General features: G+C 63.9%; 24 protein-coding genes. 12 read left to right on the top strand and 12 right to left on the bottom strand.

The features are described from left to right. The first annotated feature begins 138 nt into the window (after window positions 1-138). Genes M2396_RS06450 through M2396_RS06440 form a run of 3 tightly spaced genes read left to right on the top strand, consistent with a single transcriptional unit; the run spans window position 139 to window position 3,817 of the window. Complete coding sequence (locus M2396_RS06450; protein ID WP_181087856.1) at window positions 139-645, top strand: (2Fe-2S)-binding protein; 507 nt, start codon at window positions 139-141, stop codon at window positions 643-645. Beyond that, window positions 642-1,628: a xanthine dehydrogenase family protein subunit M gene (locus tag M2396_RS06445; protein WP_259073921.1), complete on the top strand. Its 987-nt coding sequence runs from the start codon at window positions 642-644 to the stop codon at window positions 1,626-1,628. The genes M2396_RS06450 and M2396_RS06445 overlap by 4 nt, the downstream gene beginning before the upstream one ends. Then, entirely contained in the window at window positions 1,628-3,817 is a 2,190-nt protein-coding gene (locus M2396_RS06440; RefSeq protein WP_259073919.1) for a xanthine dehydrogenase family protein molybdopterin-binding subunit, read from the top strand. The genes M2396_RS06445 and M2396_RS06440 overlap by 1 nt, the downstream gene beginning before the upstream one ends. Before the next feature lie 54 nt (window positions 3,818-3,871). Here the strand turns inward: M2396_RS06440 and M2396_RS06435 are convergent, their stop codons facing one another. Both M2396_RS06435 and M2396_RS06430 read right to left on the bottom strand, forming a co-directional pair. After that, the gene (locus M2396_RS06435) at window positions 3,872-5,962 is read right to left on the bottom strand and encodes a TonB-dependent receptor (protein ID WP_259073917.1); all 2,091 of its coding nucleotides are present in this window, start codon (window positions 5,960-5,962) and stop codon (window positions 3,872-3,874) included. A 178-nt stretch (window positions 5,963-6,140) separates the two neighbouring features. Continuing rightward, on the bottom strand, window positions 6,141-6,521 hold the full coding sequence (locus tag M2396_RS06430; protein ID WP_101319158.1) for a RidA family protein: 381 nt from the start codon (window positions 6,519-6,521) through the stop codon (window positions 6,141-6,143). A gap of 164 nt (window positions 6,522-6,685) precedes the next feature. Here M2396_RS06430 and M2396_RS06425 point away from each other — a divergent pair, with 164 nt between their 5' ends. Next, window positions 6,686-7,384, top strand: coding sequence for a class I SAM-dependent methyltransferase (locus M2396_RS06425; RefSeq protein ID WP_101323010.1), 699 nt, complete (start codon window positions 6,686-6,688; stop codon window positions 7,382-7,384). Between the two features lie 4 nt (window positions 7,385-7,388). Here the strand turns inward: M2396_RS06425 and M2396_RS06420 are convergent, their stop codons facing one another. Next, a complete protein-coding gene (locus tag M2396_RS06420) occupies window positions 7,389-7,658 on the bottom strand; it encodes a DUF2790 domain-containing protein (RefSeq protein WP_150572632.1) in 270 nt (89 codons plus the stop codon). Between the two features lie 118 nt (window positions 7,659-7,776). Between M2396_RS06420 and M2396_RS06415 the strand changes: the two genes are divergently transcribed. After that, a complete protein-coding gene (locus M2396_RS06415; protein WP_101319162.1) occupies window positions 7,777-8,709 on the top strand; it encodes a LysR family transcriptional regulator in 933 nt (310 codons plus the stop codon). A 47-nt stretch (window positions 8,710-8,756) separates the two neighbouring features. On the opposite strand, the gene M2396_RS06410 is transcribed toward M2396_RS06415, so the two are convergent. From M2396_RS06410 to M2396_RS06400, 3 genes are all read right to left on the bottom strand, one after another. Next, window positions 8,757-9,038 (bottom strand): hypothetical protein, encoded by a 282-nt coding sequence (locus M2396_RS06410; RefSeq protein ID WP_259073911.1) that lies wholly within the window; start codon window positions 9,036-9,038, stop codon window positions 8,757-8,759. 96 nt (window positions 9,039-9,134) lie between these two features. Beyond that, complete coding sequence (locus M2396_RS06405) at window positions 9,135-10,427, bottom strand: MFS transporter (protein WP_259073909.1); 1,293 nt, start codon at window positions 10,425-10,427, stop codon at window positions 9,135-9,137. A 214-nt stretch (window positions 10,428-10,641) separates the two neighbouring features. Continuing rightward, window positions 10,642-11,568 carry a LysR family transcriptional regulator gene (locus M2396_RS06400; RefSeq protein WP_101319168.1) on the bottom strand — a complete coding sequence of 309 codons (927 nt, stop codon included), beginning with the start codon at window positions 11,566-11,568 and terminating at the stop codon, window positions 10,642-10,644. A gap of 93 nt (window positions 11,569-11,661) precedes the next feature. On the opposite strand from M2396_RS06400, the gene M2396_RS06395 reads away from it, so the two are divergent. The 7 genes from M2396_RS06395 to M2396_RS06365 all read left to right on the top strand — a co-directional run bounded on the left by M2396_RS06395 (window position 11,662) and on the right by M2396_RS06365 (window position 16,929). Beyond that, window positions 11,662-12,609 carry a ketopantoate reductase family protein gene (locus M2396_RS06395; protein ID WP_259073906.1) on the top strand — a complete coding sequence of 316 codons (948 nt, stop codon included), beginning with the start codon at window positions 11,662-11,664 and terminating at the stop codon, window positions 12,607-12,609. Then, entirely contained in the window at window positions 12,606-13,001 is a 396-nt protein-coding gene (locus M2396_RS06390; protein ID WP_101319171.1) for a VOC family protein, read from the top strand. Before M2396_RS06395 ends, M2396_RS06390 begins: the two co-directional genes overlap by 4 nt. Then, window positions 12,998-13,453: a MaoC family dehydratase gene (locus tag M2396_RS06385; protein WP_150572629.1), complete on the top strand. Its 456-nt coding sequence runs from the start codon at window positions 12,998-13,000 to the stop codon at window positions 13,451-13,453. The genes M2396_RS06390 and M2396_RS06385 overlap by 4 nt, the downstream gene beginning before the upstream one ends. Then, window positions 13,450-14,682: a CaiB/BaiF CoA-transferase family protein gene (locus M2396_RS06380; protein WP_259073903.1), complete on the top strand. Its 1,233-nt coding sequence runs from the start codon at window positions 13,450-13,452 to the stop codon at window positions 14,680-14,682. Before M2396_RS06385 ends, M2396_RS06380 begins: the two co-directional genes overlap by 4 nt. Then, window positions 14,679-15,497, top strand: a complete 819-nt coding sequence (gene aroE / locus M2396_RS06375; protein WP_259073899.1) for a shikimate dehydrogenase — start codon at window positions 14,679-14,681, stop codon at window positions 15,495-15,497. The genes M2396_RS06380 and aroE overlap by 4 nt, the downstream gene beginning before the upstream one ends. 4 nt (window positions 15,498-15,501) lie before the next feature. Then, window positions 15,502-15,939, top strand: coding sequence for a type II 3-dehydroquinate dehydratase (aroQ, locus tag M2396_RS06370; protein WP_259073896.1), 438 nt, complete (start codon window positions 15,502-15,504; stop codon window positions 15,937-15,939). Window positions 15,940-16,053: 114 nt separating this feature from the next. Then, complete coding sequence (locus M2396_RS06365) at window positions 16,054-16,929, top strand: AEC family transporter (RefSeq protein WP_259073894.1); 876 nt, start codon at window positions 16,054-16,056, stop codon at window positions 16,927-16,929. 8 nt (window positions 16,930-16,937) lie between these two features. Here M2396_RS06365 and M2396_RS06360 read toward each other — a convergent pair whose 3' ends face one another. The 6 genes from M2396_RS06360 to M2396_RS06335 all read right to left on the bottom strand — a co-directional run bounded on the left by M2396_RS06360 (window position 16,938) and on the right by M2396_RS06335 (window position 25,010). Further along, the gene (locus tag M2396_RS06360) at window positions 16,938-18,080 is read right to left on the bottom strand and encodes an HlyD family secretion protein (RefSeq protein WP_150572626.1); all 1,143 of its coding nucleotides are present in this window, start codon (window positions 18,078-18,080) and stop codon (window positions 16,938-16,940) included. After that, window positions 18,077-19,726: an MFS transporter gene (locus tag M2396_RS06355; RefSeq protein WP_150569323.1), complete on the bottom strand. Its 1,650-nt coding sequence runs from the start codon at window positions 19,724-19,726 to the stop codon at window positions 18,077-18,079. Before M2396_RS06355 ends, M2396_RS06360 begins: the two co-directional genes overlap by 4 nt. Before the next feature lie 86 nt (window positions 19,727-19,812). Then, window positions 19,813-20,835, bottom strand: a complete 1,023-nt coding sequence (locus M2396_RS06350; RefSeq protein ID WP_259073892.1) for an XdhC family protein — start codon at window positions 20,833-20,835, stop codon at window positions 19,813-19,815. Window positions 20,836-20,942: 107 nt separating this feature from the next. After that, window positions 20,943-22,289 carry a cytochrome c gene (locus M2396_RS06345; RefSeq protein ID WP_188035874.1) on the bottom strand — a complete coding sequence of 449 codons (1,347 nt, stop codon included), beginning with the start codon at window positions 22,287-22,289 and terminating at the stop codon, window positions 20,943-20,945. Window positions 22,290-22,311: 22 nt separating this feature from the next. After that, window positions 22,312-24,555 (bottom strand): xanthine dehydrogenase family protein molybdopterin-binding subunit, encoded by a 2,244-nt coding sequence (locus M2396_RS06340; protein ID WP_188035875.1) that lies wholly within the window; start codon window positions 24,553-24,555, stop codon window positions 22,312-22,314. Further along, complete coding sequence (locus tag M2396_RS06335; RefSeq protein ID WP_150569319.1) at window positions 24,552-25,010, bottom strand: (2Fe-2S)-binding protein; 459 nt, start codon at window positions 25,008-25,010, stop codon at window positions 24,552-24,554. The genes M2396_RS06340 and M2396_RS06335 overlap by 4 nt, the downstream gene beginning before the upstream one ends. Window positions 25,011-25,098: the final 88 nt, after the last annotated feature.

Raw genomic sequence — 25,098 nt, 5'->3', positions numbered from 1 at the left:
GTAACGGTGAAACGCTCACGCGGCACCTGCGCACTGCCCGATGGTGAGTCGGTAATGGTCAATTAGCTTGAACGCCTGCGCTTGCCACCCGGTCGTACCTGAAAACATAGCCCGACCGACCGTGATGAGGCCCCGACCATGAGCGACACCCCGACCGACCCTAGCGGCCAGGCCATCAGCCTGAGCTTGAACGGAACGCCCCGGCAGCTGCAGGTGCAGCCCTGGACCACCTTGCTTGACCTGCTGCGCGAGCAGCTCGACCTGACCGGTACCAAGAAAGGCTGCGACCACGGCCAGTGCGGTGCCTGCACGGTGCTGCGCAATGGCCGCCGGGTCAACGCCTGCCTGACCCTGGCGATCATGTGCGATGGCGACCAGCTGACCACCATCGAAGGGGTCGCCGACGGCGACAGCCTGCACCCGCTGCAACAAGCCTTCATCGAGCATGATGCCTTCCAATGCGGCTACTGCACCCCCGGGCAGATCTGCTCGGCGCTGGGCATGGCCAACGAAGGCCGCGTGCGCAGCCGTGACGATATCAAGGAAGCCATGAGTGGCAACCTGTGCCGCTGCGGTGCCTACAGCAATATTCTCGATGCCGTGGAAGCGACCTTGCCGTTGATTCATGGAGGGCCGCGGCCATGACTCCGTTCCAGTACAGCAAGCCCACCAGCATCGACGCCGCTTTGGCCCTGACCGGCCCACAGGCGCGGTTTATCGCTGGCGGCACCAACCTACTCGACCTGATGAAAGAAAACCTCGACCAGCCCGAACACCTGATCGACATCACCGGCCTGCCGCTGGACCAGATCAGCGAAACCGAGGCGGGCGGGCTGCTGGTCGGTGCGCTGGTAAGCAACGCCGAACTGGCCTGGCATCCCCTCGTCGAACAGGCCTATCCGCTGCTCAGCCAGGCGATCCTGGCTGGTGCTTCGCCGCAGTTGCGTAACATGGCCAGCACTGGTGGCAACCTGCTGCAGCGCACCCGTTGCTACTACTTCTATGACGCCGGCACGCCGTGCAACAAGCGCGAACCTGGCTCGGGCTGCCCCGCCCGTGATGGCCTCAACCGCATCCATGCGATTCTCGGCGCCAGTGACAGCTGCGTTGCGGTGCACCCCTCGGACATGTGTGTGGCGCTGGCAGCGCTTGAGGCGCGGGTACATGTGCAGGGCAAGGCTGGCGTGCGCCAGATCGATTTTGGGGACTTCCACCGCCTGCCGGGTAACAGCCCGCAGCGCGACAACCAACTGGCCGACGATGAACTGATCACCGCCATCGAGCTGCCGGCGCCGCAGTTCAGCCTGCACAGCCACTACCTCAAGGTGCGTGATCGGGCCTCCTATGCGTTTGCGCTGGTCTCGGTTGCTGCCGCGCTGGAACTGGACGGCGACAAGATCGTCAGCGCCCGGCTGGCGCTTGGCGGCGTCGCCCACAAGCCTTGGCGCAACCCAGCGGTGGAGCAGATGCTGCAGGGCCGCGCTGCCACCGGCGAGAGCTTCGCCGCTGCGGCGGACATGCTCCTGGCTGATGCCCAGCCACTGGCGCACAACGCCTTCAAGATCAAGCTGGCCCACGCGGCCATCGTCCGCGCCTTCACTGAAGCTGCCGCAACAGGAGTTGCCTGATGAATACCTTGAAACCCGTTAGCGGCCAGCCCATGGATCGCGTCGACGGCCCGGCCAAGGTCACCGGTCAGGCCCGTTACGCGGCCGAATACCCCACCCCTGATTTGCTCCACGGCAGCGTGGTCTCGAGCACCATCGCCCGCGGCCGCGTGCGTCATATCGACTGCGAGGCAGCATTGCGCCTGCCAGGCGTGGTGGCGGTGCTGCACCATCAGAACCGGCCAAAGCTGGCGGGCGAAGACGAGCAGTACGAAGACGCTGATTCGGCCGATGGCTCGCCGTTTCGCCCGCTATACAACGACCGTGTGCTCTACAGCGGTCAGCCGCTGGCACTGGTCGTCGCCGACAACCTCGAACTGGCCCGGCATGCCGGCACGCTGGTGCGCATCGAATACGAAACCGACGCCCATCAGACCGATCTGCTCGCCGGGCAGGCCCATCCCGCGCCGGCTGAGCTTCCCAGACCCCGCGGCGACTTCCAGCAAGCCTATGACGCTGCACAGGTGCGGGTCGATGCTACTTACAGCACCCCGATCGAGCATCACAACCCGATGGAGCCGCACGCGTCCACGGTCATCTACCACCCAGGCGGTAATCTGGAAGTCCACGACAAGACCCAAGGCACGCAGAATTGCCGTGATTATCTGCACAGCGTGTTCGGCCTGCCCAAGGAGAAACTGCGAGTATTCGCGGCCTATGTCGGCGGCGCGTTCGGCTCTGGTTTGCGCCCGCAGTATCAGTTGCCACTGGCCGTGATGGCGGCGCTGCAACTGCAGCGCTCAGTGCGCGTCACCCTGACGCGCCAGCAAATGTTCACCTTCGGCTACCGCCCACGCACTGTGCAGCAGTTGCGCCTGGCCGCTGACGCGCAGGGCAAGCTGCAGGCGATCCATCACGCCGCTACCGGCCAGACCTCGCGCTTCGAAGACTTCAGCGAGCACGTAGTCGAGTGGAGCGGCATGCTCTACCAGTGTGACAACGTGGCCATGGACTACCGCCTGGTGCCGCTGGATGTCTACACGCCGCTGGATATGCGTGCGCCTGGCGCGGCGCTGGGCTTGATTGGCCTGGAATGTGCGATGGACGAGCTGGCGGTGGAACTGGGCATGGACCCGGTCGAGTTACGCCGGCAGAACTTTGCCGAGAGCAACGGCAACGAAGGTAAACCGTATTCCAGCAAAGCTCTGCTGGACTGCTATAGCCAAGGTGCCGAACGCTTTGGCTGGGCCGCGCGCAATCCGCAGCCACGCAGCATGCGCGAAGGCCATGAGCTGATCGGCTGGGGTATGGCCGGCGGGGTCTGGGAAGCGATGCAGATGAAAGCCAGCGCCCGTGCGCGCCTCGATGCCCACGGCCAGTTGGTGGTTAGCAGCGCGACCACCGATATCGGCACCGGCACCTATACCGTGATGACCCAGATCGCCGCCGACGCGATGGGCATGGCGCCGGCTGAGGTGACCTTTCTGCTGGGGGATTCGGCGCTGCCGACCGCACCGTTGCAGGGGGGCTCGTTCACCGTGTCGTCGGTCGGTTCAGCGGTGCGCCAGGCCTGTGAAGTGCTGCGTGGCAAACTGCTGATGGCGGCGCGTAGCTGTTATCCGGAGCTGGCCGGACATCCGGCTGAGGACATGGTTATCAGTGAGGGTGAGCTGCACGTGGGTCGCCGCCGTTATCCGCTGGGCGAGATACTGCCGCGCAGTGGCCTGGAGGCGAAGGTGGTGTGCGAGCCCGATGCCCGCCGTGACGGCTATGCAACGGCAACGCACTCAGCGGTATTCGTTGAGGTGCGGGTCGATGAGGAGCTCGGTACGGTGCGTCTTGGGCGGGTGGTCAGTGCGATTGCAGCGGGGCGGGTGATCAATCCAAAGATGGCCCGCAGCCAGATTCTCGGTGGGGTGGTGTGGGGCGTCAGCATGGCGCTGCATGAAGAGACCTTGATCGACCATGAACTGGGCCGCTACATGAACCACAACCTGGCGGAGTACCACATTCCGGTACAGGCGGATTTCGCCGATATCGATGTGCTGTTCGTGGATGAACCGGACGAGATCGTCAACGCCCTCGGCTCCAAGGGCGTCGGTGAGATCGGTATCGTCGGGGTGCCGGCGGCGGTGGCCAATGCGGTGTATCACGCTACTGGCAAGCGGATGCGTGAGTTCCCGTTGACTATTGATCGAGTGCTTGGTTGAGGCTGACTCCGGCTGCAGCGGCCTGGATCGAGGCTGCTGCAGCCGGGGCAGGGGTCAGAACTGGTATTCCATGCCGGCGCCGGCGTACCAGGAGCGGCCGGGGGCTGCTTCGTAGTAGCGGCGGTTGGTGTTGTCGCCGACGATGATCGAGCCCACATACTGGCGGTCAGTCAGGTTGTCCAAGCGAATCAGTTGATGGAAGGTCCACGGCCCCATGGTTTGCTCGAATCGGGTGCGCCAGTTGAATACGGTATAGCTTGGGGCTGCTTTCCACTCATTGCTGTCTTCGACATAGACCTTGCTGCGGTATTGACCTTCAAGGCCCATGCTGATGCCTGGACGGGGTTTCCACACCAGCTCACTGAACAAGCTGTTACTCGGCACGCCCGGCAGTTTGTTGCCTTTATCGACATTACCGAATGACTCGTCGTAGGTGGCATCGAGGAAGGTATAGGCGATGTTGGCCTGCCAATATTCACTCAGCTCACGTTGCACGCCCAGTTCCAGGCCACGGCGCAGCGTTTTGCCTGCGTTGTAGTAACTGGTGCGGCCGTCCTTTGAACCGGAGATCACGACTTCGTCCTCAGTCTGGATTTCAAATACTGCGAGGTTGATCCGCGTACGCTCGTCCGGGCGGGCCTTCAGACCTATTTCATACTGCGTGCTGGTCGCGGGCTTGAGGTTGAAGTTGAAGCCCTCGGCATCCCCCGGCGCGTAGGCCATCTCGGCCTGCGTCGGGGTCTCGAACGCCTTGCCAGCGCTGACGTAGCCGTGCAGCTCAGGGGTGAAGGCGTACATCACCGACAGTGTCGGCGTGGTGCGTTGATACTTTTTCGAGCCGCTGGAATCGCCATTGGCCAGGTACTTGTCGTTGACCTCCATTTCCATGCTGCTGCGGCGCACGCCAGCATCCACGGTCCAGCGGTCGAGCTCCCAGTGAGCTTGTAGATAAGGGTCGAGGCTGGTGGCGGTGTCTTTCTCGTCGCGACGCAGTTCACCTTTGACGCCCAGCGTGTCGCCGCTGAAGTTCTGGAAGCCGCGGCGGTCGTCCGTGCTGCGGTCGTAATCGGCGCCGGCGGTGAGGGTCAGGGCACCGTAGGCGACTTCGACCGGTTGAATCCAGCGCAAGGTGCCACCGTGGAACTCCCGGTCGAAATCGACCACGCCGCCACCGCGCTGGTTTGCCGCAGTGATCACGCCGTTGATATCTCTCGGAATGGACAGATACTGAATCACACTGCGCTTGCCCGCATACAGATTGAACTGCAAGGTCGCGTCACCGAAATATCGCTCGTAATTCATCCCCACTTGCTGGTGATGGATGCTTTTGCGCGTGTTGTATTCTTCGGCGCGGCTGCTCACTGAGCGCGGATCAGCCTTGTAACCTTGCCAGGTCTGCCCCAGCGGGTCCTGCGTGCCGTTCTGCTCCAAAGTGCTGAAGATCAATGCCAGGCGGCTGTCTTCATCGGGGCGCACATGCACCTTGGCAAAGGTCTGGTCGCGCCGGGCCGCACTGTGGTCGCGGTAGCCATCGGTGTCCAAGCGAGAAGCATCGAGGACGAACCCGGCATAGTCATTGCCACCCTCACCGTAGACATGGTTCTTGTTGAAGCCATCGCTGCCAAAGGTGGTGTCGACGCCGACTTTGGGCGCCCCGGCGCCATCGCGGGAGAACATCTGGATCACGCCGCCGGCATTGCTGCCGTAGATCGCCGACGCAGGGCCGCGCAGCACTTCGATGCGCTCGGCCACATCTAGGTTGAGCGAAGCTGCCTGGCCCTGGCCATCGGGCGTACTTGCCGGGATTCCATCGCTGAGCAGCTTGATCCCGCGAATGCCAAATGCCGATCGAGCGCCATACCCGCGAGAAGATATCTGCAGGTCCTGGGCGTAGTTCTGACGGTTCTGCACCACCAGCCCGGGCACGCGATTGAGCGCCTCGGACAAATTGACCCCCAACTGGCCATCAGCGATCTGCGCGCGTTCCACGGTGTCGATGGAGTAGGGCAGGTCGAAGCTCTGGTTGGGTGCATAGGTGCCCGTGACTACCACCGGCTCGAGCAGGTTGAAGGTGGTTGCAGGCTCGGCATGGGCCAGGCTGCACAGGCCGAGGGTTGGCAGTAGAACGGTGAAATGGCGACGCATGGGGCTTCCTGCAGCTTGAAACGGTGATAAAAGTGCGGCTTACGCGGTCCCCGTAGGAGCGGCCTTGTGTCGCGAAAGGGCTGCGTAGCGGCCCCAGGATCTGCGCCACGCCGCAAAATCGCCGGGGCCGCTACGCGCCCCTTTCGCGACACAAGGCCGCTCCTACAGGGGGATCGCGTCAGGCTTTGGCGGCCATTGCGGTTACTTCGACGCGCATGCCTTCCACTGCCAGTGCGGCCACGCCAACGGCGGCCCGGACCGGCCATGGCTGGCTGAAGAAGCGCTGGTAGACCTCGTTGAATGCAGGCCGGTCGGCCATGTCGGTGAGGTAGATGGTCAAGTGCAGCACACGGTCCATGGAACTGCCAGCGCGCTCCAGGGCAGTTTTCAGCGCCTGCAGAGTGCATTCGCTTTGCTCGACAATCCCGCCCAGCTCCAGGCTGCCGTCTGCCCGGGTCGGGATCTGCGTGCTCACCAGCAAATTGCCGAAGCCGGTCACGTCGGACGAGATCGACTCCGGGTCTGGGTCTGGAATGAAGGTGATGTCTGCATTTGCCATGGGAATAGATGCCTAGCACGGGAGGAAAGGCGCAAGCCTACGTGAGCGAGCCGGGCCGGTCGAGCCGCCGCTGGGCCATTGAAATTGAAATAGTAGGCATTGCCGGTCAGAATCGCGGCCATTTGGCCGAGCGCACAGCCTCGGTTATGCAGAAGGAACAGGGCTTGAACGAACACACACTGTCGCAGCGCCTGGAACGGGTCGCGGCGAACGTGCCGGCATCTGCGCGGCTGGCGGATATTGGCTCGGACCACGGTTACCTGCCGGTGGCGTTGATGCTGCGCGGGGCGATCGAGTTTGCCGTGGCTGGCGAAGTGGCGCAGACGCCGTTTCACTCGGCGCAGCGCAAGGTGCGTAAAAATGGCCTGGAGCAGCGTATCGCCGTGCGCCTGGCGGATGGCCTGGCGGCGATCGAAGCGAGTGACCGGATCGATGTGGTCAGCCTGTGCGGTATGGGCGGCGAGACCATGTGCGAGATATTCGAGCGCGGCAAGAATCACCTGGCTGGCAGCGAGCGGTTGATCATGCAGCCCAACGGTGGCGAGCAGGAGCTGCGCACTTGGCTGATGAACAACGGTTACCGCATCGAGCATGAAGAGGTCCTGCGCGAGAACCGCTTCGACTACGAGATCATCGTTGCCGTGCCGGCTGCTGACGTGGTCTACACGCCGCAGCAGCTATTGTTTGGCCCGCGCTTGATGGAGCAGCGCAGCGAGGCGTTTCTGGGCAAGTGGCGCCGCGTGCTGCGTCAGCGCCAGCAGACCCTGGCGCACTTCGAGCATGCGCAAGAGGTGCCGCAGGCCAAGGCCCGGCTGTTCAGCAAGCAGGTCGAGTGGATTACTCAACTGCTGGCCGGGGCCTGATCGATTACATCTGCGAGCAGTTACCCATCTCGCGGAAGCTGATGTCGTGGCGCTGGCCTTGCTGGTCCAGATAGGCCATCCGCGCGGTGCCCACCTTGCAGTCTTCGATGTCGCTTGCCGGTGTAATGGAAATCACCTTGGCAACGTCCAACGGCATGCCGTAGTGGTATTGCTCAACCGCTGCGGGTACTGGTTGTTGATTGCCCTGGTCGGCGTAGGCAACGGTGGTAGTCACTGAGCTGAGAAGGGCAAAAATTGTGATAACGGCTTTCATGATGAGCTCCTCTTACGTATGAGCCATGATGCATTGCTTGGCGATTCACAATAAATGGCCTGCAACGTGATAGATTGCTGCTCTTGATGTACGAATTAAATTTCAGGAGCGCGCTTCCATGGACATGCTGCATGCCATGCGGACTTTCACCCGGGTAGTCGATTGCGGCAGTTTCGCGGGCGCCGCCAATGCCCTCGACATCTCTGCCGCCCAGGTCTCACGCATCGTCGCCGAGCTTGAAAACCAGTTGCAGACCCGCCTGCTGCACCGCACCACCCGGCGCCTGCGCATGAGCGAGGCGGGCGAGCGTTTCCTTGAGCGGGCGCGGCAGATCCTGTTGCTCAGTGAAGAGGCCATGGACGAGGCGCGCGGCGCGCACCTTACCCCGCGCGGGCGGCTGCGGGTGCACTCCACCCATGGCTTGGGCCTGCTGATGATGCCGCTGGTGGCGGCCTATCAGGCGGCCTGCCCGGAAGTGGTGATGGAGCTGACCCTGTCGCAGCGCAACCCCGATCCGCTCGATGAGGGCCACGACGTGGTCATCACCATCGGCCGCGGCTTGCCGGATTCGCAGCTGATTGCCATCCCCCTGGGCGGCATCTACAGCATCCTTTGTGCCTCACCTGACTATCTGGCGCGTCACGGCGTGCCCGAGCGACCAGAGGACCTGCAGCAGCATGTGTGTATGCGCATGGGCGACCCATTGTTCGAAGAGGACTGGGTATTTGAGCAAGCGGCCGAGAGCTGCGTGATTCAACCGCAGCAGACCTTCCTGACCAACGTCGCGGATGCCATGTTGCAGGCTACCGAGCTGGGTATGGGGATTGGCTTGATTCCGTATTTTTCCGCGACCAGGGCCATCGAGCAGGGACGGCTATGCCGGGTATTAGCGCCACATCGTCTGCGGCAGCGGGAGATTTATGCGATCTATCCGTCCCGGCACTATCTGGATGCCAAGGTGCGGACCTGGCTGGACATGCTCAAGGAGCAACTGCCGCTGATGTTCCAGGCGCATGAACAGGTAGTCGAAGAACAGCGCCACTGGCGCTGATTGAACTGAAGCGCGGCGCTGCAGGTTTCCCCACAGCGCCCCTGCAATCAATGATCGTCTTGTTCGGCACTGCTCGAGTCGCTTGGCCCAGGGGTCTTGCCATCTGCGCCATCGGAGTCGGTACCGGTATCGCTGCTGTCGTTATCCGGGCTGCCGCCGGGCGTATTGACGCTGCTGCCGTCACCGGCGGTGCTGCCACGCGGCTGGTCGCCAGAGGACTGCTCAGTGGTGGTCTTGCCGCTGTTCATGTCAGTGGCGGCAATGCTGACGGTGGAGGCAAGGCCCAACGACAGGGCGAGAACTAACGGAAGCGGGCGGAAGCGAACCATGGTGAATCTCCTGTAAGGATGATCGTCATGTGTTCGGCCACGCCAGCGGGGGCAGGGTGCCCGTCGGGCGACGAGCGGTCATGCCCCCGGCGCGGGTCAGGCGTGTTCTGCAGCAGGCGCCGGCGCCTGGGTTTCAGCCATCGACGGGTGCTCCTGCACGGCATGGCGCAGTTCTTCGGTCACCCGCAGTTCGGCGCCACTCGGCGAGAACGTGGTGCTCGCAGCAAACGGCGCGGGATGCTCCGGTGCCGGGCGCTTGCCACGGCGCCAGAGGAAGAAGCTGACCATGGCCAGGTTGATCACGGCAAAGGCCCAGAACAGGCCGACTTCACCATACGAGGTCATCACCGGCGAAATCGCCAGCGGCGCCATTGCCGAGCCCAGCGAGTTGATCAGCAGCAGGCCCTGGATCATCGGCACCAGCGCATCCGCCGGGGCGCGGTCGGCAGCGCTGCTGACCGACACCGGGTACACCGCGAACACACAGCCGCCGAGCAGGAACAGCATTGCCGGCAACAGCACCGAGTTGGCCGGCAGCAGGCCGATCACCAGCGACAGCACGGTGCACAGCGCGGCCAGCGTGATCAGCACATCCTGGCGGTCCTTGCGGTCCGACCAGCGCCCCACCGGATACTGCAGCAGCATGGCGCCGAGAATCACCCAGGCCATCATGGTGCCGACTTCACCTACCGCCAGCCCGATACGCTGCAAGTACAGCGGCAACAAGGTATACACCGCGGCGATTGCCACGCCCGAACCAAAGCAACCGACCAGGCCGGTAGGGGCTACGCCCAGCAGTTGCCGGGGTTTGAGCGGTTCGACCTGATCGAGCACCGGCGATACCTGCGGCAGGATCACGATCGGCAGCACCGACAGCGCCGCCAGCATGCCGGCAACCATGTATGGCGCGCTGGCGCCCAGGCCAGTGATCTCGCCCAACGCAGCCTGGGCCAGCACGCCAGCACCGTAGAAGGCGATCATGTAAAGGGCCAGCAGACGCCCGCGGATCTTCGCGTCGCCGGCCATCAGCAACCAGCTTTCAATCACCAGAAACACGCCGACGGCAGCCCAGCCGTTGATCAGGCGCATGGCCATCCACCAGATGGTGTCGTAGAACAGGCCCTGCATCAGGCTGGTGGCGGCGATCAGCGCGGCGAAGCTGCTGTAGGCACGGATGTGGCCGATGCGCAGGATCAGCCGGTCATTGAACAGGGCGCCCAGGGTCAGGCCGATGAAGTAGGCCGAAGAGACGATACCGATCATCGTCGCCGATTCGCCCGCCGTACCCAGTTGCAGTGTGGTCAACGAAGACATGAAACCATTGCCCAGGGCCATGATGAACAGCCCAAGCAGGGGCGCCAGCGCCATGGCCAGCAAACGCGGAGACATACATACCTCAAGAAGAAATCAGCAGATGTGTGCCTTTTTGCCGCGCAGGCTGGGCCGGGCCATTGCGGACCGGTAGCGAGGGTGCCTGTAGCAGGGTGACTGGCGAAAAGGAGGCGCGATTTTAAGCGTTATCCTGGATTTGCCAAGGGGGCTGGCCCTGCGACCATCCGCCGCAGGATCAGCGGTCGGCGTGTTGATGCAGCAGCCCGCGCTGTCAGGCGTGGCCATCCGCCAGCCGTGGCGGCTGAAACAACTGCCGAATCAACTCGCGCAACCAGCGATTGCCGCTGTCCTGGTGGTAGCGTGCGTGCCAGTGCTGCTTGACCGTGAAGCCGTCGACCGCAAGCGGGCAATCGGTCATCTGCAGGCCATGCATGGCGGCGAGTGTCTGGCCGATATGCCGAGGGAGCGTCGCGATCAGGTCGGTCGAGCCGACCACCATGCCCAGCCCGAGAAAACCGGGTAGCTCAAGCATCACCCGGCGCTCGATGCCGGCCCTGGTCAGAGCCGCCTCGAGCAGTTTCTGGCCGGTGCCGGCACTGACTTGCACGTGTCCCTCGGTCCGGTAGCGGGTGATGCTCATGGGCTCCCCGTCAGTGGCATGTTTGGGGTTGCTCAGGCACACCCAGTCCTGCTCGAACAACACCTGCTGGTACATGCCGCCGCCCAGCCAGGGCACAAAACCAATGGCCAGGTCGGCCTCGCCTGATTCCAGCGCGCTTTCGGTATTGCCGTCGATGCGTGCCGCTTCCAGGCGGATGCCCGGCGCGTGCGAGCGCAGATGATTGAGGATGCGCGGCAGCAAGGTGATGTGGCTGGCATCGCTGACGCATAAGCGAAAACGCCGCTGCGCGGTCGCGGCGATGAATTGTGGCTCGGAGGCGGTCAGTCGGCGCAGCGATTCGAGCACCTCGCGGCACGGCCCGATCAACTGGTCGGCCCGCGGCGTGGGCGCCATGCCGCCGGGGGTGCGTACAAACAAGGGGTCGTTCAGTTGCTCGCGCAGGCGTGCCAGCCAGATGCTGATGGTCGGCTGGCTCTGGCCCAGTTGCTCGGCGGCGCGGGTCACGCTGCGGCAGTTGTAGAGGACATCGAACAGGCGCAGCAGCTTGGGATCTGGCAGGGCATCCAACGGGGTCATTATTGTAATTCTCAATAGTGCTATTGAGGCCATTGTATAGCCCAAATAAGCCCGCCTGCCTAATGTAGTCGCAAAGCACAGGAGGCTTGCGACGTGAAAATCTGCATTCTTGGAGCCGGCGCCCTCGGTTGCGCCATTGGCGCTGCCTTGAGCGAGGCGGGGCACGAAACCTGGTTGTTGAACCGCGGCCAGGCGCATGTCGCTGCGATCAACCAGCACGGCCTGCACGTCAACGATGAGCGTGGCGAGCGCCACGTGCGGGTCAACGCCAGCGTCGATGCCGAAGAGATCGGCGCGGCCGATCTGGTGGTGGTGCTGGTCAAGTCGTTCCATACCGCTGAAGCGATTGCCGGCGCCACTGCCTTGATCGGCCCGCAGACACTGGTGCTGTCACTGCAGAACGGCCTGGGTCACGAGGACATCCTGGCCGAGGCGGTCGGTCGCGAGCAGGTATTGGCCGGCAAGACCTACGTCGGTGGCGTGCTGCTGGCGCCCGGCTCGATCCGCGCCGGGGTAGCCGGCAAGCAGACCTTTATCGGCGAGCTCGACGGCCAGTTGACGCCACGGGTGCAAGCCATTGCCGACGCCTTCAACGGCGCCGGGCTGGCCACCAGTGTCAGCGACAACATCCTCGGCACCATGTGGGACAAGCTGTTGGTCAACGTCGCCACCGGCGCGCTCAGCGGCATCACCATGCTCAGCTATGGCCAGCTGTACAGCGAACCGCTGCTCGAGAGCACGGCCAAGGCAGCGGTGGCCGAAGCCATCGCGGTCGCCGAGCGGGCCGGTATCCGCCTCAGCCTGACCAGCCCAGAAGCTGCCTGGCAACTGGCTGCCGAAGGCCTGCCGGCGAGTTTTCGCACCTCGATGCTGCAGAGCCTGGAAAAAGGCTCGATCACCGAAATCGACTTCATCAACGGCTCCGTCGTGCGCTGGGGCCAGCGCCATGGCGTGCCCACGCCGGTCAACGCGACCCTGGTGGCCTGCATCAAAGGCATCGAACGCGCCATGGCCGACTATCAAAAGAGGGACTTCAAGTGACTGCCAAAGCCTACCTCGAACACGTTGCATTCTTCGTCAAGGACATCCACTGGCACATCGGCTTTTTCAGCGAGGTGTGCGGCATGACCATGCGTGAAGTCCAGGGCAGCCTCGAGCAGCCTGCGCAGTACTGGACCCTGGGCGGTTTGCAGTTCATCCATCAGCCGGATTTTGCCGGCCCGGAAGGGCGCATGGCCCACCTGGGCATCATGTGCGAAGACCTCGAGGCCAGCTTGGCTGCTGCGCAGCGCTTCGGCGTCACGCCATTGCCGCAAGGCTTCAACTGGTTTCGCCTGCCGGATGGCCTGGCGATCGAGCTGATTCAGGCCCGGCCGGTCAGCTGCGTAGCCCAGGCATTGGCGATTGACCCACGTGCACAGGAGCAAGCATGAACGTAGTGGAAAAATTCTGGGACGATGCCCGTGAAGGCGACGAGTGCATCAGCCCAAGCTATACCGTGACCCGTGAGCGCATTCTGGCCTATGCCGACCTTACCGGTGATCACACCCCGGTCCATGTCGACGAGGCTTACGCCAACGCCAGCCACTTTGGCTGCCTGGTTGCCCATGGCTTGTTCGGCCTGTCGATTGCCGACGGCCTCAAGACCCAATGCGAATACCGCTTCGTGCCCGGCATGTCGCTGGGCTGGACCTGGGACTTCCTCCTGCCGATCAAGGTCAACGACGTGCTCCACGTGCGCATGCGCGTCGGCTCGATGCGCGCAAGCAAGAGCCGCCCAGGCTGGGGCATCGTGGTCTTGCCGTCGGAGCTGATCAACCAGCACGGCGAAGTGGTGCAGCGTGGCGAGCACCGGTTGATGGTCCCAAGGAGGGCGCAGGCATGAGTCAGGCATTACCACTCGCGGGAATCCGCGTCATCGATTACAGCCACTTTCTCGCCGGCCCTTACGTTGGCCGCTGCCTGGCTGCGCTGGGCGCCGAAGTGATCAAGGTCGAGCGCCCAGGCACAGGTGACGCGGGCCGCCAGCATGCCTTCACCCTGGACGAGCAGCAGAGCGGTTACTTTCTGCAGCTGAACATGGGCAAGCAGGGCGTCAGCGTCAACATGCGCGACCCGCGCGGCAAGGCCTTCATGCAGCGCCTGACCGACTCGGCCGACGTCTTCATCGAAAACTACCGGCCCGGTGCACTGGAAAAGCTCGGTCTGGGCTACAGCGAGCTGTCGGCGCGCAACCCGCGGCTGGTCTATTGCTCGATCTCGGCCTATGGCCACACCGGGCCTGATGCGCACCGCGCAGGCTTCGGCCTGATCGCCGAAGCCAAGAGCGGCATCATGCAGATGGTCGGCGTACCCGGCGAGGCGCCGCCGTTGCTGCGTATTTCGCTGGGTGACATGTACACCGGCATTCATGCCGTAGCTGCAATCAACGCGGCGTTGTTGGGCCGGGTCGGCAGTGGCCGCGGCCAGCATATCGACATGGCCCTCTACGACACGCTGGTGTCGATGCACGAATACGCCGTGCAGTGCTACACGCTGTCCGACGGCACCGTGCTGCCCGAGCAGACCGGGCATGACATGCCGACGTCGACCCTGTACGGGGTGTTCCGCGCCGCCGATGGTGACCTGGTGATCGCCGCGCAGGTGGACGACGCCTGGCAGCGCTTCGCCGCCATGCTCGAAGCCAACGGCGGCCCGAGCGGCTTTGGCAGTGACAGCCGCTTCCACAGCCTGAACGGGCGCAACGCCAATCGCGAGGATATTCTGGCGGTGGTGCGCGAGTGGGTCGGCGCGCGGCAGGTGGCGGATATCCTCGCCTTGCTCGACGGCATCGACATCCCCAGCGCCAAGGTCCAGCGCATTGACGAGGTGCTCGCCGACCCGCAGATCAAAGCCCGCAACATGGTCATCGAGCAGGAGCACCCGCGCTACGGCACCTTGCGCCTGCCCAACCTGCCGTTTCGCTTTTCGGACTGCGATACCACCATTCACCAGGTCGCCCCGGACCTCGGCCAGCACAACGCCGAAATCGCCGCCGGGCTTGGTTTCAGCCCTGAACAGATCGCTGCGATGCAGGCAGATGGGGTCTTGTTCAGCCACGGAGATGCAGCATGACTGACCGCTATGCAGTGATCGGGCGGCCGATCAATCACACCAAGTCGCCGCTGATTCACGGCCTGTTTGCCCAGGTCAGCGAGCAGGTACTTGAATACGGCGCCATCGAAGGCCAACTCGACGGCTTCGAAGCGCAGGTACTGGGCTTTCGCGAGTCGGGCGGGTTGGGCATGAACATCACCGCGCCGTTCAAGCTGCGCGCGTTCGAGCTGGCCGACCGGCGCAGCGAGCGCGCCCAGTTGGCCGGTGCCGCCAACGCGCTGAAGTTCGAAGACGGGCGCATCGTTGCGGAAAACTTCGATGGCATCGGCTTGCTTCGCGACATCGAAAGCAACCTTGGCCAGCCGCTGCGCAACCGCCGCGTGCTGTTGCTCGGCGCCGGTGGTGCGGTGCGTGGTGCGCTGCTGCCGTTTCTGCAGGCAGCGCCGTTGGAGCTGGTCATCGTCAACCGCGATATGTCCAAGGCCGTGGCGCTGCGCAATGAAGTCGACCACCCGCTGCTGCGCATCAGCCGTTACGAAGAGCTGCAGGGCGAGACCTTCGATATCGTTATCAATGCCACCTCGGCCAGCCTCAGCGGCGAGCTGCCGCCGGTGCCTGCTGACGTATTGAACGGTGCCCAGCTAGCCTACGAGCTGGCCTACGGCAAAGGCCTCACGCCATTCCTGCGGCTGGCCCGCGAGCAGGGCGTGCCGAACCTGGCTGACGGCGTCGGTATGCTGGTCGAGCAGGCGGCAGAGGCGTTTGCCTGGTGGCGCGGGGTGCGGCCTGAGACGCGCGCTGTGATCAACCAACTGACCATCCCCCTCGAGTAGCGCCATGAGCGCCAATATCCTGATGCTGCACGGCATCAACCACAACATGTTCGGCAAACGTGACCCACGCCAGTACGGCACGGCCACGCTGGCAGACATCGATCAGGCCTTGCAGGCGCTGGGTGAGGAACTCGGCGCGCGCATCGAGAGCTTCCAGAGCAACTACGAAGGGGCGATGTGCGAGCGTATTCACCAGGCCTACGAAGAGCGGGTCGATGCGGTGCTGATCAATGCCGGGGCCTGGACCCACTACAGCTACGGCATTCGCGATGCGCTGGCGATTCTGGAAGTGCCGGTGGTGGAAGTGCACATGTCGAACATCCATGCCCGCGAGGCGTTCCGGCATCACTCGGTATTCGCCGAAGTGGTGCGCGGGCAGATCTGTGGATTTGGTGTCGACACCTATCTGCTGGCCTTGCGTGCGGCGATGGGCATGCTCTGATTGACGCTGACCTGTTAGCGCTTTTATCAACGCCAGAACGCCGGGCGCGGGGCAGCTGGGGCATACTGGGATCTTTTCCAGGCGATCGGCACTGATCGCCGTTGAGGGCAAGGCATGCTGGCTTCGTTGTTCGCTGTTCTGGCACCGGTGTTTATCGTCGCGGGCATTGGCTACGGCTGGGCCCGCAGCGGTATCGACTACCCCACCGAATTCATCGCCCGGCTGGTGATGAACATCGGCACCCCAGCCTTGGTGCTGTCGACCTTGAGTCGGACCAAACTGGACCAGTCGGCCTTTACCAATATGGCGTTGGCCTGCGTGCTGTGCATGGCTGGCATGGCCTTGGTCGGGCTGCTGGTCAGTCGCTTGTCTGGCCTGCACTGGCGCGTCTTGTTGCCGGCGTTCATGTATCCCAACACCGGCAACATGGGCCTGCCAATCAGCCTGTACGCCTTTGGCGAGCATGGCCTGGCGCTGGCGGTGGCGTTCTTTCTGACCTTGTCGATCTTCCAGTTTACCGTGGGCATTGCCGTGGCTGGCGGCGCCAGCTCGTTCAAGGCGCTGCTGCGCAACCCGATCGTGATCAGCCTGGCGGGGGCCATGCCGATCATCTTTCTGCAATGGGAATTGCCCAAGTGGCTGGCCAATACTGTCAATCTGCTGGGCGGCATGACTATCCCGTTGATGCTGCTGACCCTCGGCGTGTCGCTGGCCAGCATCCGCCTGCAACAGGTCGGCAAGGGCATGCTGCTGGGCGGCCTGCGGATCGTTCTGGGTGGCGCGGTTGGCTGGGCAGTGGGTGAGCTGCTTGACCTGGAAAACATGGCCAAGGCCATCCTGGTGTTGCAATCGTCGATGCCGGTGGCAGTGTTCAACTACCTGCTGGCCGTGCGCGCCAAGCGCTCACCTGAAGAGGTCGCCAACCTGGTGATGTGCTCGACGATCCTGTCGTTCGTCTGGTTGCCGCTGGTGCTGGCCTGGTGGCTGTAACCCGCAGCCTAGTCGCTTGAATGCTCGGCGCGGGTATCGATGCCGACCACCACCGACATCCCCGGGCGCAGACGCTTGGCGTCGGGCTGGTCCGGGTCGACGGTGATCCGCACCGGGATCCGTTGCGCGATCTTGACGAAGTTGCCGGTGGCGTTGTCGGCTTGCAGCAAGGCGAACTCCGAGCCGGTCGCGGGTGAGATCTGCTGCACGTGGCCGCGCAGTTTCAAGTGATCGAGCGCATCGACGCTGAAGGTCACCGGCTGGCCAATGCGTACCTTGGCCATCTGGGTTTCCTTCATGTTGGCGATGATCCAGTGGTTGTCCGGGACCAGCGGCATCAACTGCGCACCTGAATTGACATAAGCCCCCAGGCGCGTGCCGATCTGGCCGAGCTGGCCATCGCGCGGTGCGGTGACCCGGGTGTTGTCCAGGTCGATGCGGGCCAGCTCGACCGCGGCCTTGGCGTTTTCTACCGAGGCTTCCAGCGAGGCGCGGTTGACGATCACTGTCTGTACGTCCTGGCGCGCGATCTCCAGCGCGGCCTTGGCCTGGGCCAGGCTCGCCACTGATGCTGCATGATTGGCGCGGCTGACATCCAGCTCCCGGCGCGATACCGAACCGTCGCTGACCAGCGCCTGATTCCGGCGCAGGTCAGCCTGGCTCTTGTCGGCCTGGGCGGCAGCATCGGTGATCGCCGCCTGGCGCTGGACGATGGTCGCCTCGGCGCTCTTGCGCTGCTGCAGGTTGTTGGCCAGCGCGGCCTGCTGTTGCTGTAATTGCGCAATGGCCTGGGCCAGGCGCTGGGTGTAGATGCGGTCATCAAGGCGCACCAGCAGGTCGCCGGCCTTGACGTACTGGAAGTCCTGCACCGGCACTTCGACGACATAGCCGGACAGCTGCGGGCCGATCAGCGTGACCTGGCCACGCACCAGCGCGTTTTCGGTGCTCTCGATATCGCTGCCAAATGGCGGCAGTTGCCAGGCATACAGCACCAGCAGGATGCCGGCCAGGGCCACGCCGGCAAAGGTCAGCACAGACAATACCCGCACTCGTCGCGAGCCGCCGGGGTTGCTCGGCTGCGTGGGCGGGGTCTGACCTTCCGGAGTTTCGGCAATGGCGTTGGTAGAGGTGATCGGTGTTTCTTCATTCATTGATTCGAAGCGCCGCGGGTTGAGTCGGAAAGGGCCGCCTGGCGGGTCGTGTGCCAGACCCACAGGCTGCGCAGCGAAATCCAGAGCATGGTCAGTATGGCAATCCCGGCGATCAGCAGGAATACATCGTTGTAAGCCAGCACGTTGGCTTCGCGGGTGGCGGCATTGGCCAACAAGCGGGTGCCGACTTCAGTGCGCAGGGCCGGGTCGGCAATGACTCCAGCATAGCTGCCGCCACCGCTTTGGACCCGAGCGTTGACCAGGGGTTCGAGGCGGCTCAGCTGTTCGCTGAGGTTGCTCGAGTGGAATTTCTCGCGCACGGTCTGGAAGGTGCCGAGCAAGGCCGCGCCAAGCAAGCCGCCGAGGTTGTTGCAGATCCCGAACAGCACCGAAAAGCTGACCAGGTTGCGCGGGTTGGCGCGCACGTGGCCGATGCCCAACGCCATCGATGGGCCGAGGAAGAAGGTGCTGCCAAACGCCAGCATGAACTGGCTCAGGTACATCTGCGCTGGCCGGGTCAGGTTGCTCGAGCTGCTGTCCATGTAGGCGCCGACAGCCATCAGCGCCAGCGAGCCGAACAGCGGCAGCACCAGGTGCTTGGGGTTGATGGTCAGGGCACTGGTGACCAGCCCGGCCACGGCGCCCAGCAGCATCACCCCATACAGGCTGCGCAGCTGCTCGGTGCCCAGGTTGAGCGTTTGCAGAAAGCCCACCGCGCCGGTCGATTGCTCGGAGGTGACCATGCGGATCAGGATCACGCACAGTGCCAGGCGGATCACCGCGGCGCTGCTCAGCCAGCGGGTCATCAACAACGGGTTGCTGCGGTTGTGCTCGATCGCCAGCCCGGCGCAGATCAAACCGATCGAGGCCGCCAGCGCCATGCCGATCCACGGCGTGTCCAGCCACCATTCGATGCGCCCCAGCGACAGCGCGGCGCAGAGCAGCGCGGTGCCGCTGGCCATCAGGCCAAAAGTGAGAAAATCCAGCGGCTCGAAGGTCTTGAAACGGTCGCCGGGCGGCAACTTCAGCAGTAATACGCAGCCCAGCGCGGTCAGCGCCAGGCCCAGTTCGAACATGTACAAACCGCGCCATTCGGCAATCTGCAGCAGGTCTTCGGAGAAGATCCGCGCCAGCGGTATCGCCAGCTGCGACGCACCCAGGCCGAGCACCATGGCTTTGAGTCGCCAACGCTCGGGGAAGGCCTGAATCATGTAGTACAGGCCCAGTGAGCTCAGCGCTGCGCCGACCATACCGTGGGCTGCGCGCACGGCGATGGCTGAGTTTATGTCGTTGACGAACAAGTGGGCGAAGGTGACCAGTGCATACAGCACCAGGAACACTTCGGTGAACGCGCGCAGGCCAAACTGCTGGCGAAACTTCACCAGCAGCAGGTTCATCGACACGTTGGTCATCACGAACGCCGCCGGCAGCCAGGCCATTTCGGCGCTGGTGGCACCGAGCGCGCCTTGCAAAAAGGTCAGGTTGGCGGTCACCAGAGCATTGCCCAGGCCGCCGGTGATAGCCACCAGCAGGCCCACCGCGCCGTAGGCGAGGCGAGTCAGAGGTGGATGCAGCGGGGTCGACGGCGAGCCGGGAATGGTCGGCTTTTCGTGGGGGAGCCACTGGCGTGGGGCGTACTTGTCCATCGGAAGGGCTTGGCCTTGGTCTACTTGCGAAACTGTACGTCAGATCGGTCAAGCGGGTGAAGCTGCTGCTGCAATTTTAGTGCTGCTCAACTGGCCAGCAACTCAAGCTCTTGCGCGCGTTTGGCTTCGGTGACCGACAGCTCGCCCGGCAGTTCGACATTGTTTTTGCACGCGAGAATCTCCGCCATCACACTCACGGCGATCTCGGCTGGGGTCTTGCTGCCAATATAGATGCCAATGGGGCCGTGTAACCGCTTGAGTGACGCCTCGGTTTCGCCAAAGTGCTCGATCAACCGCTCACGTCGTTGCTGGCTATTGCGCCGCGAGCCGATCGCGCCGATATAGAATGACGGGCCGTGCAGGGCTTCGAGCAGGGCCAGGTCATCCAGCTTGGGGTCGTGGCTCAGGGCCAGAATGCAGGTGCGCAGGTCCGGCACGAACGCCCGCACCACGTCATCCGGCATGCCCACCACCTGCTCGACACCGGCAACACTCCAGCCCGCCATGTGTTCCGGTCGCGGATCGCACACGGTGACCTTGAAACCATTGAACTGGGCCATGGTAGCCACATACTCGGCCAAAGCGCCGGCGCCGATCAGCAACATCCGGTAGCCAGGACCAAGGGTGCTGACCATGCGCGCGCCGTCGAAGCTGAATTGCTCTGGGGTCGACGTGTGTTCCAGCGTCGCCGTGCCGCTGGCCAGATCCAGGCTGCGTCGGGCCAGGCCGCCTGCATCCAGCCGCTCCAGCAGCAGGCCAAGGGCTTGATGACAGGGGTTGAATTCGAGCACCAACTCCAGGGTGCCGCCGCAGGGCAGGCCAAAGCGGTGGGCTTCATCGGCGCTGACGCCGTAGCACACCACCTGCGGCAAACCGTCGCTCACACCGCTGCCACCGTAGGCGCGGGTGTAGCGGTGGACCAGGTCATCTTCGATGCAGCCGCCGGAAACACTGCCGATCACCCGGCCGTCCTCGCGCAGGGCCATCATCGAGCCGACCGGGCGTGGCGACGAGCCCCAGGTGCGGGCAACGGTCGCCAGCAGCACCTGCTCGCCAGCCGCCAACCAGTCGCGGGCGGTGCGCAGGACCATCAGGTCAATGCTTTCCATCGGTGTTCCTTGATCTGTTTGTGCACTATGCAGTCATGCTCGCTGACGGTAATCGCCCCGCGAGCACTCCTGTCTTACTGAGCATCGCAGCATGCTTGAGGTTCCTTTCAACGCATCTGCAGGATGATCGGGCTGCTGCTGGCCGGGTCGGTGTGCTCGCGCAGCTTGGCCACGTCCTTGGCGGGCACTGCAGTGCCGGTGTTGCCCCAACTGCTGCGGACAAAGCTCAGTACCTCGGCAATTTGCTGATCGCTCAGCTGCTCGCGGAATGACGGCATGCGGTAGGCATCCGGTACGCCGGCGGCAACCACCCGTTGGGCACCGTTGAGGGTGATGTTGATGGCCGAGGCGTTGTGCTCGGCCAGCGCAGAGGTCGCTCCGGCCAGTGGCGGCATCCATTCAGCCTGGCCGCGGCCATCCAGCCCGTGGCAACTGGCGCAGGCGGTGACGTAGGTGTGCGCACCAGGTTTGTCCAGCTGCTGCGCTGCCGATACGGCTTGGTATTGCCAAGGCGGGCCATCGCGTTTCGGGTCGCCCGGCAACGACTTGAGGTAGTGGGCGATCGCTGCCAGGTCTTCATCGCTCATGAACTGCGTCGAGTTGTTGAAGGCCTCGGTCATCGAGCCGTAGACCACCGCATGCTGGTTGCGCCCGGTCTTGAGGAAGCGGGCAATGTCGGCTTCGCTCCAGCGGCCCAGGCCGGTGTTGTGGTCATTGCGCAGGCTCGGCGCGTACCAGCCGTCGAGCAAGGCCCCGGAGACGAAGGTAGCGCCGCGCTCGCTCAGGGCTTTTTCATCAAAGGCGATGCCGCGTGGGGTATGGCAACTGCCGCAATGGCCGGGGCCCTGCACCAGGTAGGCGCCACGGTTCCACTGGGCATTCTGCTCAGGCTTGGCGGCGTAGGGTTCGGCCTCGGTGAACAGGCCGTTCCACAGTGCAATTGGCCAGCGCAGGCTCAACGGCCAGGGGATTTCCCCGGGCTTGTTGGGCTGGTTGGCTGCTTGCACGCCCTGCATGAAGAAGGCGTACAGCGCCTGCACGTCTTCGTCGCTGAGCTTGGAATAGGACGGGTATGGCATGGCTGGGTACAACCGGCGCCCGCCGGGCGCAACGCCGTGGCGCACGGCCTGGTCAAACTCGGCCAGACTGTATTTGCCAATGCCATGATCAGGGTCGGGAGTGATGTTGGTGGCGTAAATCGCCCCTAGCGGCGTCGCCATCTTCAGCCCGCCGGCAAACGGCGCGGCGTCCGGCAGGCTGTGGCAGGCCACGCAGTCGCTGAGGCGGGCGACGTACTCCCCGCGCTGGACCAAGGCCGGATCGGTGTTGCTCTGGGTTGTAGCGGTAAACGGCGAGGCCGGTTCACGGGTGACGTACCAGGCCAGCAGGCCGGCCGCTATCAGGCACGGCACGGCGAACAGGGCCAAGGGTCTTGCAAGGCTTTTTCGAGTCATGTGCAGGTCGTCCTGGGCCAGCTTAGCTGAAGGTATAGCGTGACAGTGGCATGCTGCGGATGCGCTGGCCGGTCAGCTGCGCTACCGCGTTGGCGACTGCCGGGGCGACCGCAGGCAAGGGTGGTTCGCCGATGCCGCCCATCTTCTCGCCACTTTCGACGATGCGTACATGCACTCTGGCCATACGCGCCGCTGGCAGAATCGGATACAGGTCGTAATTGCGCGCGCGGGGCTTGCCATCGACATACACCGCTTCTTCGAGCAAGGCTTGCGACAGCCCCAGCGAGACCGCGCCGTTGACCTGAGCCTCGACGATGGCTGGGTTGACGATGCTGCCAGGGTCGATGGCCTGCCAGATGTCATGCACTTTGACCTGGCCGTTCTCGATCGAGACTTCAGCGATTACTGCTGCATGCGAGCCAAACGGTGAGGCCATGGCTACGCCGCGGGCACGCTTGCTGCCGTCTTCGGCGGTGAACGGGCCCCGTTTCCAGCCACCAGACAGATCGGCCACCGCCTTGAGCAGGGTGCTCAGGCGCTGGTTACCCTGCAGCAGGTGCATGCGCAGCGCATAGGGGTCCTGGCCGCCTTTGTCGGCCAGTTCGTCGAGGAACGCTTCATAGAAGAAGTCGTTCATCGAGTTGCCCACCGAGCGCCAGTAGCCGAGCATTGCCGGGCCCTTGACGTAGATCTGCGCGACGCGACGGTTGGCGATCGCGTACGACTTGCCAGACAAACCTTCGAGTGCCGTCGGGTCGCCTTTTTCCGCTGGGCTGCCGGCGATTGCTTCGGTTGGGCCTTCGGTAGCACTGACTGCTTCGATTGCCACCGGCATGCCGTTGGCGTCCAGCCCGGCACGGAACTTGACCACCGCCATCGGCCGTAGCACGTCGCGGACAAATTCTTCTTCGCGGCTCCAGATCAATTTGATCGGCCGGCCGACGGCCTTGGCCAGGGCGATCGCTTGCGGATAGGGGTTGGCGCTGTCGTAAAGGAAATGCCGGCCAAAGAACCCTCCGAGCAGCGGCGAGTGCAGGGTGATCTGCGCAAGATCGAGGCCGGTGCGCTTGGCGATGTCGGCGCGGAACATGTCGGGTGCCTGGTTCGGCAGCCAGACTTCGAGCGAGCCATCGTCGTTGTAGCGGGCCAGTGCAGAAGGTGGCTCCAGTTGCGCGTGGTTGACGAACTGATTGTGGTAAGTGGCCTCGACCTTGGTCTTGGCGCCGTCCAGGGCTTTACTGAAATCGCCTTCAAGCTCTTCTTCGCGCTGCGGCCCGGTCTGCGCCGCCAGGTGCTCGCGGAAGCCGTCGCTGGAGAAGTCCGCCGGCATCGGCCGCACCTTGGAGTCCGCAGTCGGCTCCTGCCATTGCACCTGCAGCGCTTCGGCAGCGCGCTTGGCGTGCCACCAGCGCTCGGCAACCACTGCCACTGCGCCCGGCAGCTGATGCACCGAGTGCACGCCCTTCATGGCCTTGACCTGCGCCTCGTTGCGCACACCAGCTACGGTCATGCCCAGGCGTGGCGCGTGCTGCACGGCGGCGTGGAGCATGCCGTCGACTTTCAGGTCGATGGCGTAGACCGCCTTGCCGGTGGATTTGTCGTAGGCGTCGACACGCTTGACCGGCTTGCCGATCCAGCGGAACTGGCTCGGGTCGCGCAAGGTAATGCTGTCCGGATCGGGCACCGGCAGGTCCATGGCCGCGCCGGCCAGCTCACCGTAGCTCAGCGAACGGCCGGAGCTGGCGTGAATGACCCGACCCGGCTCGGTGCTCAGCTCACTGACCGGTACGCCCAGCTTGGTGCTGGCGGCCTGCACCAGCATGGCCCGGCCGAGGGCGCCCAGGCGCCGCATGACCGGGTAGCTCAGGCGCACCGACATGCTCCCGCCGGTAATGCGCATGCCGTTTTCCAGCACCACGTAAGCTTCACCGGGCGGCGCGGCTTCGACCAGGAAGGTGGCAGGATCGGCATCCAGCTCCTCGCCGACAATCTGCGCCATCGCCGTGAAGGTGCCTTGGCCGCCTTCCATGAACGGGCTGAGCAGGCGGATGCTGTTGTCTGGGCGGATTTCCAGGAACGCCGGCACCTGAGTGCCCAGCGCTGGGGTTGCCGCTGCAGCGGCTTGTACCCGCGAAGCGCCTAGCGGCAGGCCAAAACCCAGCACCAGAGCGCCAATGGCGCTGCCGGCGAGAAAGCGCCGGCGCGACAGGTTGACCGGTTGATCGAGCGCGAGCAGATCGGCGGGGTAGACGACAGGCTTGGTCATACCACGTCCTCCTGCTTGGCCAGTGCATGCACGGCGTCATGGATCGCGTTGTAGGTACCGCAGCGGCAGAGGTTGATCATCGCCGCAGAAATCTGCTCATCGCTGGGCTTGGGGGTGTGCTTGAGCAGGGCAGTGGCGGCCATGACCTGGCCGGACTGGCAGTAGCCGCACTGTGCGACTTGTTTGTCGACCCAGGCAGCGACCACGCGCTTGCCGACAGCGTCGGCCTCGATGGCTTCGATGGTGGTGATCTCACGCCCGACCACGCCGGCAATCGGCGTCACGCAGGCGCGCACCACATTGCCGTCGACCAGCACTGAACAGGCGCCGCATTGGGCCAGGCCGCAGCCGTATTTGGTGCCGGTCATGCCCAGGTCATCACGGATTACCCACAGCAGTGGAGTATCCGCGTCGGCATCGACCTCGTAGGTCTTTTGGTTGATTCGAAGCTGCATGGCTCACCCGTAATCAGTCGGTTGGATGGATCTTTAGTTTTTATCAGGCCGCCAATGCCCCAGGCCCTGCGCACCCCATGCGGAAAAA

The organism is Pseudomonas sp. BIGb0278 (genome assembly GCF_024809895.1).
Lineage (GTDB): Bacteria > Pseudomonadota > Gammaproteobacteria > Pseudomonadales > Pseudomonadaceae > Aquipseudomonas > Aquipseudomonas shirazensis.
The sequence above is the reverse complement of the archived record's forward strand: the minus strand, read 5'-3'. Positions and strand labels throughout refer to the sequence as shown.

What these genes read in the sequence shown, in the direction of transcription:
- M2396_RS06365 (WP_259073894.1), top strand. Translation starts at nt 16,054, where the DNA reads ATGCTGGCTTCGTTGTTCGCTGTTCTGGCACCGGTGTTTATCGTCGCG.
- M2396_RS06410 (WP_259073911.1), bottom strand. Translation starts at nt 9,038, where the DNA reads ATGGTTCGCTTCCGCCCGCTTCCGTTAGTTCTCGCCCTGTCGTTGGGC.
- M2396_RS06385 (WP_150572629.1), top strand. Translation starts at nt 12,998, where the DNA reads ATGAACGTAGTGGAAAAATTCTGGGACGATGCCCGTGAAGGCGACGAG.
- M2396_RS06445 (WP_259073921.1), top strand. Translation starts at nt 642, where the DNA reads ATGACTCCGTTCCAGTACAGCAAGCCCACCAGCATCGACGCCGCTTTG.
- M2396_RS06440 (WP_259073919.1), top strand. Translation starts at nt 1,628, where the DNA reads ATGAATACCTTGAAACCCGTTAGCGGCCAGCCCATGGATCGCGTCGAC.
- M2396_RS06415 (WP_101319162.1), top strand. Translation starts at nt 7,777, where the DNA reads ATGGACATGCTGCATGCCATGCGGACTTTCACCCGGGTAGTCGATTGC.
- M2396_RS06430 (WP_101319158.1), bottom strand. Translation starts at nt 6,521, where the DNA reads ATGGCAAATGCAGACATCACCTTCATTCCAGACCCAGACCCGGAGTCG.
- M2396_RS06350 (WP_259073892.1), bottom strand. Translation starts at nt 20,835, where the DNA reads ATGGAAAGCATTGACCTGATGGTCCTGCGCACCGCCCGCGACTGGTTG.
- M2396_RS06400 (WP_101319168.1), bottom strand. Translation starts at nt 11,568, where the DNA reads ATGACCCCGTTGGATGCCCTGCCAGATCCCAAGCTGCTGCGCCTGTTC.
- M2396_RS06380 (WP_259073903.1), top strand. Translation starts at nt 13,450, where the DNA reads ATGAGTCAGGCATTACCACTCGCGGGAATCCGCGTCATCGATTACAGC.
- aroQ (WP_259073896.1), top strand. Translation starts at nt 15,502, where the DNA reads ATGAGCGCCAATATCCTGATGCTGCACGGCATCAACCACAACATGTTC.
- M2396_RS06345 (WP_188035874.1), bottom strand. Translation starts at nt 22,289, where the DNA reads ATGACTCGAAAAAGCCTTGCAAGACCCTTGGCCCTGTTCGCCGTGCCG.
- M2396_RS06360 (WP_150572626.1), bottom strand. Translation starts at nt 18,080, where the DNA reads ATGAATGAAGAAACACCGATCACCTCTACCAACGCCATTGCCGAAACT.
- M2396_RS06435 (WP_259073917.1), bottom strand. Translation starts at nt 5,962, where the DNA reads ATGCGTCGCCATTTCACCGTTCTACTGCCAACCCTCGGCCTGTGCAGC.
- M2396_RS06335 (WP_150569319.1), bottom strand. Translation starts at nt 25,010, where the DNA reads ATGCAGCTTCGAATCAACCAAAAGACCTACGAGGTCGATGCCGACGCG.
- aroE (WP_259073899.1), top strand. Translation starts at nt 14,679, where the DNA reads ATGACTGACCGCTATGCAGTGATCGGGCGGCCGATCAATCACACCAAG.
- M2396_RS06450 (WP_181087856.1), top strand. Translation starts at nt 139, where the DNA reads ATGAGCGACACCCCGACCGACCCTAGCGGCCAGGCCATCAGCCTGAGC.
- M2396_RS06405 (WP_259073909.1), bottom strand. Translation starts at nt 10,427, where the DNA reads ATGTCTCCGCGTTTGCTGGCCATGGCGCTGGCGCCCCTGCTTGGGCTG.
- M2396_RS06355 (WP_150569323.1), bottom strand. Translation starts at nt 19,726, where the DNA reads ATGGACAAGTACGCCCCACGCCAGTGGCTCCCCCACGAAAAGCCGACC.
- M2396_RS06420 (WP_150572632.1), bottom strand. Translation starts at nt 7,658, where the DNA reads ATGAAAGCCGTTATCACAATTTTTGCCCTTCTCAGCTCAGTGACTACC.
- M2396_RS06340 (WP_188035875.1), bottom strand. Translation starts at nt 24,555, where the DNA reads ATGACCAAGCCTGTCGTCTACCCCGCCGATCTGCTCGCGCTCGATCAA.